We start from the raw sequence: 6,653 nt of genomic DNA, 5'->3' as shown, positions 1-6,653 counted from the left end.
CGCGGGCCCTCGAGGTCCACCTCCATGATCTCGAGCGGCTTGCCTGCTCCAACGGCGACGGCGGCGCGGGTTTTCATGGCGATCTTCCTTTATGCGCAATCAGGGGAAAAATTGTTGTCCTAGGGTTTCAGGTTTTGCCGCCGCGATCAACCGGCAAGGCGACACCCGGCGGTCGCAAGGCGGCGATTGGGTCGATATTCCACAAGGCTCTGCCGGTGCGTCGCCGGGCCGGGTGGACACCGCGGCCGGGCTGGCCGAACATGGCCGGCAAACATTCTCCGAAAGGCAGACGATTCGATGTCGAGTGAACGGCCGCCGCGCGATCCGCTGAAGCGCGAGGCATTGAAAGCGGAAGCCAAGCCAGAGGCTTCGCCGCGGACCTTCATCCATCTTCGCGTCCACTCCGCCTATTCGCTGCTCGAAGGTGCGCTGCCGCTCGGCAAGATCGTCGGTCACGCGGTCAAGGACGAGGCCCCTGCGATCGCCGTCGCCGACAGCAACAACCTGTTCGGCGCGCTCGAATTCGCCCAGAAGGCCACCAAGGACGGCGTCCAGCCCATCGTCGGCTGCCAGGTCGACGTCGATTTCGCCGCCGCAGCGGCAGCCACCGAGCGCGGCCCTGCTTGGAAAACGGCGCTCGAACTCTATCCGGTCGTGCTTATCGCCGCGACCGAGGACGGTTACGCCAATCTGGTGCGCATCGTCAGCCGCATGTATCTGGACACGCCGAACGGCGAGCCCATCCATGCCAAGCTCGAATGGGTGACGGCACTTGCCGACGGCATCATCTGCCTGACCGGCGGCCCGCGCGGCCCGGTCGGAGCGGCGATCAGGAACGACCATCAGGCGTTGGCGGAGAGCCGGCTGCTCGGGCTACAGGCGATCTTCGGCGACCGGCTCTATGTCGAAGTCGAGCGCCTGGCCGGCTACGACCGGGGCATCGAGGCCGCCACGATCGACCTTGCCTACCGCCATCGCCTGCCGCTGGTGGCCACCAACGAGGCCTTCTTCCCGGCCAGGGGCGACTTCGAGGCCCACGACGCGCTGATCGCCATCGCCGAGGGATCGGTGGTCGCCGAGGACAACAGGCGGCGACTGACTGCGGACAATTTCCTCAAGTCCCAGAAGGAGATGTCGCAGCTTTTTGCGGATTTGCCCGAAGCGATCGACAATACGGTGGAGATCGCCCGGCGCTGTTCCTATTTTCCGCAGAACCGCAAGCCGATCCTGCCGCGCTTCGCCGGTGCCGACGTCGCCGACGCCGAAGCCGCCGAGCGGGCCGAGGGCGACGAACTGGCGCGCCAGGCGCGTGAAGGCCTGGCCGAGCGCATCGCCACGCGCGGCATCCATCCCGGTTTCACCGAGGAGCAGTATCGCGAGCGTCTCGAGTTCGAGATCGGCATCATCCAGCGCATGAAGTTCCCGGGCTACTTCCTCATCGTCGCGGACTTCATCAAATGGGCCAAGATCCACGGCATCCCCGTCGGCCCGGGCCGCGGTTCGGGCGCGGGTTCGCTGGTCGCCTATGCGCTCACCATCACCGACGTCGACCCGCTGCGCTTCTCGCTGCTGTTCGAGCGCTTCCTCAATCCCGACCGCGTGTCGATGCCCGACTTCGACATCGACTTCTGCCAGGACCGGCGCGAGGAGGTGATCCGCTACGTCCAGGCCAAGTATGGCCGCGACCAGGTCGGCCAGATCATCACTTTTGGTACGCTGCAGGCGCGCGCCGTGCTGCGCGACGTCGGCCGCGTGCTGCAGATGCCCTATGGCCAGGTCGACAAGCTGTCCAAGATGGTGCCGCAGAACCCGGCCAATCCGGTGACGCTGGCCCAGGCCATCGAAGGTGAGCCGCGCTTTGCCGAGGAGGCTGAGCGCGAGCCGATCGTGCAGACTCTGCTCGACATGGCCCAGAAGCTCGAGGGCCTCTACCGCCACGCCTCGACGCACGCCGCCGGCATCGTCATCGGCGACCGCCCGCTTTCGGAACTGGTGCCGATGTACCGGGATCCGCGCTCGGACATGCCGGTCACCCAGTTCAACATGAAGTATGTCGAGCAGGCCGGGCTGGTGAAGTTCGACTTCCTCGGCCTGAAGACGCTGACGGTGCTGCAGAAGGCCGTGCAGTTCATCAGCCGCCGCGGCGTCGACATCGACCTGGCGCTGATCCCGCTCGACGACCCCGAGACCTACGCCATGCTGTCGCGCGGCGAGACTGTCGGCATCTTCCAGGTCGAAAGTGCTGGCATGCGCAAGGCGCTGATCGGCATGAAGCCCGACCGCATCGAGGACATCATCGCGCTGGTGGCGCTCTACCGCCCCGGCCCGATGGAGAACATCCCGACCTACAACGCCCGCAAGCACGGCGAGGAGGAGATCGAGTCGATCCATCCCAAGATCGACTACCTGGTGAAGGAGACCCAAGGGGTCATCGTCTACCAGGAACAGGTCATGCAGATCGCGCAGGTGCTGTCGGGCTACTCGCTCGGCGAGGCCGATCTTCTGCGCCGCGCCATGGGCAAGAAGATCCGCGCCGAGATGGACAAGCAGCGCGAGCGCTTCGTCTCCGGCGCGATCGAGGGCGGCGTGGCCAAGCCGCAGGCCAACTTCATCTTCGACCTGCTGGCCAAGTTCGCCGACTACGGCTTCAACAAGTCGCACGCCGCAGCCTATGCGATCGTGTCGTACCAGACCGCCTACCTCAAGGCGCACTATCCGGTCGAGTTCCTCGCCGGGTCGATGACCTACGATATGTCGAATACCGACAAGCTGAACGACTTCCGCCAGGATGCCATGCGCCTGGGCATCGAGGTCGTGCCGCCGTCGGTCATGACCAGCTACCGCGACTTCGAAGTCGGCGAGAAGAAGATCTTCTACTCGCTCGCCGCCATCAAGGGCGTCGGCGAAGCCGCGGTCCAGCACATCGTCGCCAAGCGCGAGGAGAAGCCCTTCGCCAGCCTCGCCGATTTCTGCGAGCGCATCGACCCCAAGATCGTCGGCAAGCGCGTCTTCGAAAGCCTGATCATGGCTGGCGCGCTGGATTGCTTCGGCCACGAGCGTGCCGCCATGATGGCAGGCCTCGAACGCATGATGGGCCTTGCGTCGCTGGCGCATGAGAATGCAGCCCTCGGCCAGTCGGACATCTTCGGCAGCGCCTTCTCCGGCCAGGCGCCGGTGCTGCACCTGCCTCAGACCGATCCGTGGCTCGCGGCCGACCGGCTGCACCGCGAATTCCAGGTGGTCGGCTTCTACCTCTCGGCCCACCCGCTCGACGAGTACAAGGTGGCGCTGGAGAAGATGCGCGTCCAGAACTGGGCCGACTTCGCCGCCGCCGTGAAGCGCGGCGCCACCGCCGGACGTCTGGCCGGCACGGTCACGACCAAGCAGGAGCGCAAGACCAAGACCGGCAACAAGATGGGCATCGTCCAGTTCTCGGACGTCTCCGGCCAGTATGAGGCGGTGATGTTCTCGGAAACGCTGGCGCAATACCGCGACCTGTGCGAACCGGGCAGGTCCGTGGTCATCACGGTGGCCGCCGAGGACCGTCCCGAGGGCGTCAACCTGCGCATCCAGACGGTTCAGTCGCTGGAGGACGAGGCGAGCCGCGTGCAGAAGACGCTGCGCATATTCGTGCGCGACGCAGCCCCGCTCAACATGCTGTCCAACCACCTGACGGTGCGCGGCGAAGGCGAGGTCAGCTTCATCGTGCTCAAGGGCGAAGCGCAGGGCGAGATCGAGATCGAGCTGCGCGAACGCTACCGCATCACGCCGTCCATCGCCTCGGCGATGCGCGCGGTGCCGGGGGTCGTCGAGGTCGAGCTGGTCTAGCTTTGCCTGCCGCGGGTCAGTGATTGGCGTCTCTGGCCTTGCGAGCGAGTTGGTCCCGGCAGGCCTGAGCGCGTTCGAGCAGCATCGCCCGCTCCCGCTCGTTCTGCGTCAACGCTGCGGCCCGCTCGAATTCGCCGAGGGCTTCCTGCAAGCGGCCGAGTCTTGCCAAAAGGTCGGCGCGCACGCTCGGCAGGAGATGATAGTTGCGCAGCGCAGGCTCATCCGCCAGCTGGTCGGCAAGCTCAAGCCCGGCGGCCGGCCCGAAGGCCATGGCCAGCGCCATGGCCCGGTTCAGCTCGACCACGGGCGAGGGCGCGAGCGCTGCAAGTGCCGCGTACAGAGCTGCGATGCGCGGCCAATCGGTTTTGTCGGCAGTGCGCGCCCTTGCATGGCACGCGGCGATCGCCGCCTGCAGCGTGTAGGGGCCCGGCCGTGCCAGGGCCTCGGCCCTGGCAAGCGCTGCGAGGCCACGGTTGATCAGCAGGTGATCCCAGCGTGAGCGGTTCTGGTCGAGCAAGAGGATCGGCCTTCCCTTCGCGTCGCTCCGGGCGGGAAGCCGCGACGCCTGCAGCTCCATCAGCGCGATCAGGCCGTGCACCTCGGCGTCTTCGGCAGCAAGCCCGGCCAGGATGCGTCCCAACCGCATCGCTTCCTGGCAGAGCTGTGGCCTCATCCAGTCGTCGCCCTTGGTGGCGGAATATCCCTCGTTGAAGACCAGATAGAGCACCTCGAGCACGGACGAGACGCGCTCCGTCCGCTCGTCGCCGATGGGCAACTCGAAGGGCACGCCGGCGTCCGCCAATACGCGCTTGGCCCGCACGATGCGCTGGGCCATCGCCGTTTCGGAGACCAGATAGGCGCGGGCGATCTCCTCCGTGGTCAGGCCGCCGACGAGACGAAGCGTCAGGGCTACCCGTGCTTCGGTCGACAGCACAGGATGGCAGGACACGAACATCAGCCCGAGCATCTCGTCGCCGAGGCCTTCGTCCGGCTCGGGCGGATCGGTTGTCGCTTCGGCCTCGGCGTCGATACCGAGCAAGGCGAGCTTGCCGTCCGCCATCCTGGCTCTGCGGAAATGGTCGATGGCGCGGCGCCTGGCGGAGGCGATCAGCCAGGCGCCGGGCTTGTCCGGGATGCCACCCTCGGGCCAGTTGCGCAGCGCTGCGATCAACGCGTCCTGGGCGAATTCCTCCGCCAGGTCGACGCTGCGCATGAAGCGGGCGAGGGCCGCCACGATCCGCGCCCGCTCCATACGGAACACGGTCTCGATGGCCCGGTGGGTCGCACGGCTCCTGGCGACGCTGTCGTCGGTTCCCGGGCGCTGGGTTGGATGGCGATCGTCCGCGGCCATCTATTTCCTGTCTTGGGCGATGCCCATGTCGCGGAAGCGATCGATGCCCTCGCTCGGTTCGAAATCCTCGAGATCGAACATCTGGCGCACTTCGATCTGGCCGTTTTCCATCTGCGGATTCGGGAAGCGGTTGGCCCATTCCATCGCTTCCTCGCGCGTCTTCACCTGGATGATGGTATAGCCGGCGATAAGCTCCTTGGTCTCGGCGAAGGGGCCGTCGGTGACAGTCTTCCTGCCGCCCGACCACGTGATCCGCCATCCCCTGGAACTCGGTTGCAGGCCGCTGCCGTCGAGCAGCACGCCGGCCTTGGCCAGTTCCTCGTGATAGTCGGCCATGGCGGAAATGAGTTCGGTCGACGGCATGATGCCGGCCTCGGAATCCTTGCTGGCTTTGACCACGAACATGAAACGCATTGATCTTGCTCCCGAAATCTGAGGCCGGACGCCATTGTCTGGGCCTAGTCTGCCAACACGACGAGCAGAACGCAGCAGAATCGACACATGCTGCGGATTTTTCTTTCAAGCGTCCCGAATAGTGCTTCGTTGCAGCAGTTTATCGCTGCTGGTATTTTGACCTCTTGCCTGGCCAGCCAACGGGGGCGTCGTCATGGACGAGAAGGCCGCAGCAGCAGACCTCATGCAGATGGTGAACGGATACCAGGTGTCCCAGGCGATCTGCGTCGCCGCGACGCTTGGCATCGCCGATCACCTGACCGACGGGCCGCGCACGAGCGACCAACTCGCCGCCGCGACGGACGCCCATCCACGATCGCTCTACCGGCTCCTGCGTGCACTCGCCTCGATCGGCGTGCTGCATGAGGGCGAAGGACGACTGTTTTCGCTGACGGCACTGGGGACTGGCTTGCGCTCCGATGCCGAGCACTCCGTCGCCCCATGGGCTCGGATGGTGGGGCGGGCCTACTATCGCGATGCCTGGGGAGAATTGCTGCACAGCGTCCGCACCGGCGAGAACGCTTTTGCCCACGCCCATGGCACCGGTGTCTGGCAGTACCGTATCGATCATCCGGAGGAGTCCGGTATCTTCGACCGGGCGATGTCGTCCTTCGTGCCGGCTGTCGCAGCCGCCGTGCTTGCGGCCTATGATTTCAGCCGCTTCGACGTGGTCATGGACGTCGGCGGCGGGCAGGGCGCGTTGATCGCGGCCATCCTCGCCCGCAATCCCCGGCAGCGAGGTATCCTATTCGACCAGCCCATGGTGGTGCAGGGCGCGGGCGCCACGCTCCAGTCGGCATCGGTGGCCGACCGTTGCCAGGTTGTAGGTGGCGACTTTTTTGCTTCGATTCCCGAGGGCGCTGACGCCCATATGCTGAAATGGATCCTGCACGACTGGGACGACGAGCGCTCGATTGCCATCCTCAAAACCTGTCGCCGGGCGATTAGAGCGGATTTCTGATTGATTGAATCATTTGGGATTCCTGTTTTGAGCAGATTGTGATTCAAGATGCTGGCTGGG

General features: G+C 65.6%; 5 protein-coding genes. 3 read left to right on the top strand and 2 right to left on the bottom strand.

Going from position 1 to position 6,653, the window contains the following annotated elements; translation table 11 throughout:
- A partial coding sequence (locus tag PV773_RS25015) for a hypothetical protein (protein ID WP_347968972.1) occupies positions 1 to 308 on the top strand: 308 nt, incomplete at its 5' end.
- A complete protein-coding gene (gene dnaE / locus PV773_RS25010; protein ID WP_347968971.1) occupies positions 298 to 3,828 on the top strand; it encodes a DNA polymerase III subunit alpha in 3,531 nt (1,176 codons plus the stop codon). The genes PV773_RS25015 and dnaE, both read left to right, overlap by 11 nt.
- A 16-nt stretch (positions 3,829 to 3,844) precedes the next feature.
- On the opposite strand, the gene PV773_RS25005 is transcribed toward dnaE, so the two are convergent.
- Together PV773_RS25005 and PV773_RS25000 are read right to left on the bottom strand one after the other, a co-directional pair.
- A complete protein-coding gene (locus tag PV773_RS25005; RefSeq protein WP_347968970.1) occupies positions 3,845 to 5,179 on the bottom strand; it encodes an RNA polymerase sigma factor in 1,335 nt (444 codons plus the stop codon).
- Positions 5,180 to 5,593 (bottom strand): YciI family protein, encoded by a 414-nt coding sequence (locus PV773_RS25000; protein WP_347968969.1) that lies wholly within the window; start codon positions 5,591 to 5,593, stop codon positions 5,180 to 5,182.
- A gap of 193 nt (positions 5,594 to 5,786) precedes the next feature.
- On the opposite strand from PV773_RS25000, the gene PV773_RS24995 reads away from it, so the two are divergent.
- A complete protein-coding gene (locus PV773_RS24995; protein ID WP_347968968.1) occupies positions 5,787 to 6,593 on the top strand; it encodes a methyltransferase in 807 nt (268 codons plus the stop codon).
- Positions 6,594 to 6,653 lie beyond the last annotated feature (60 nt).

This window comes from Mesorhizobium sp. CC13, assembly GCF_039907765.1.
Taxonomy (GTDB): domain Bacteria; phylum Pseudomonadota; class Alphaproteobacteria; order Rhizobiales; family Rhizobiaceae; genus Aminobacter.
Note: the sequence above shows the minus strand (reverse complement) of the source record. Positions and strands in the feature narration are given on the sequence as shown.

Bases quoted from the DNA above. Each gene is read 5' to 3' on its own strand.
- dnaE (WP_347968971.1), top strand. From the start codon at position 298: ATGTCGAGTGAACGGCCGCCGCGCGATCCGCTGAAGCGCGAGGCATTG.
- PV773_RS25005 (WP_347968970.1), bottom strand. From the start codon at position 5,179: ATGGCCGCGGACGATCGCCATCCAACCCAGCGCCCGGGAACCGACGAC.
- PV773_RS25000 (WP_347968969.1), bottom strand. From the start codon at position 5,593: ATGCGTTTCATGTTCGTGGTCAAAGCCAGCAAGGATTCCGAGGCCGGC.
- PV773_RS24995 (WP_347968968.1), top strand. From the start codon at position 5,787: ATGGACGAGAAGGCCGCAGCAGCAGACCTCATGCAGATGGTGAACGGA.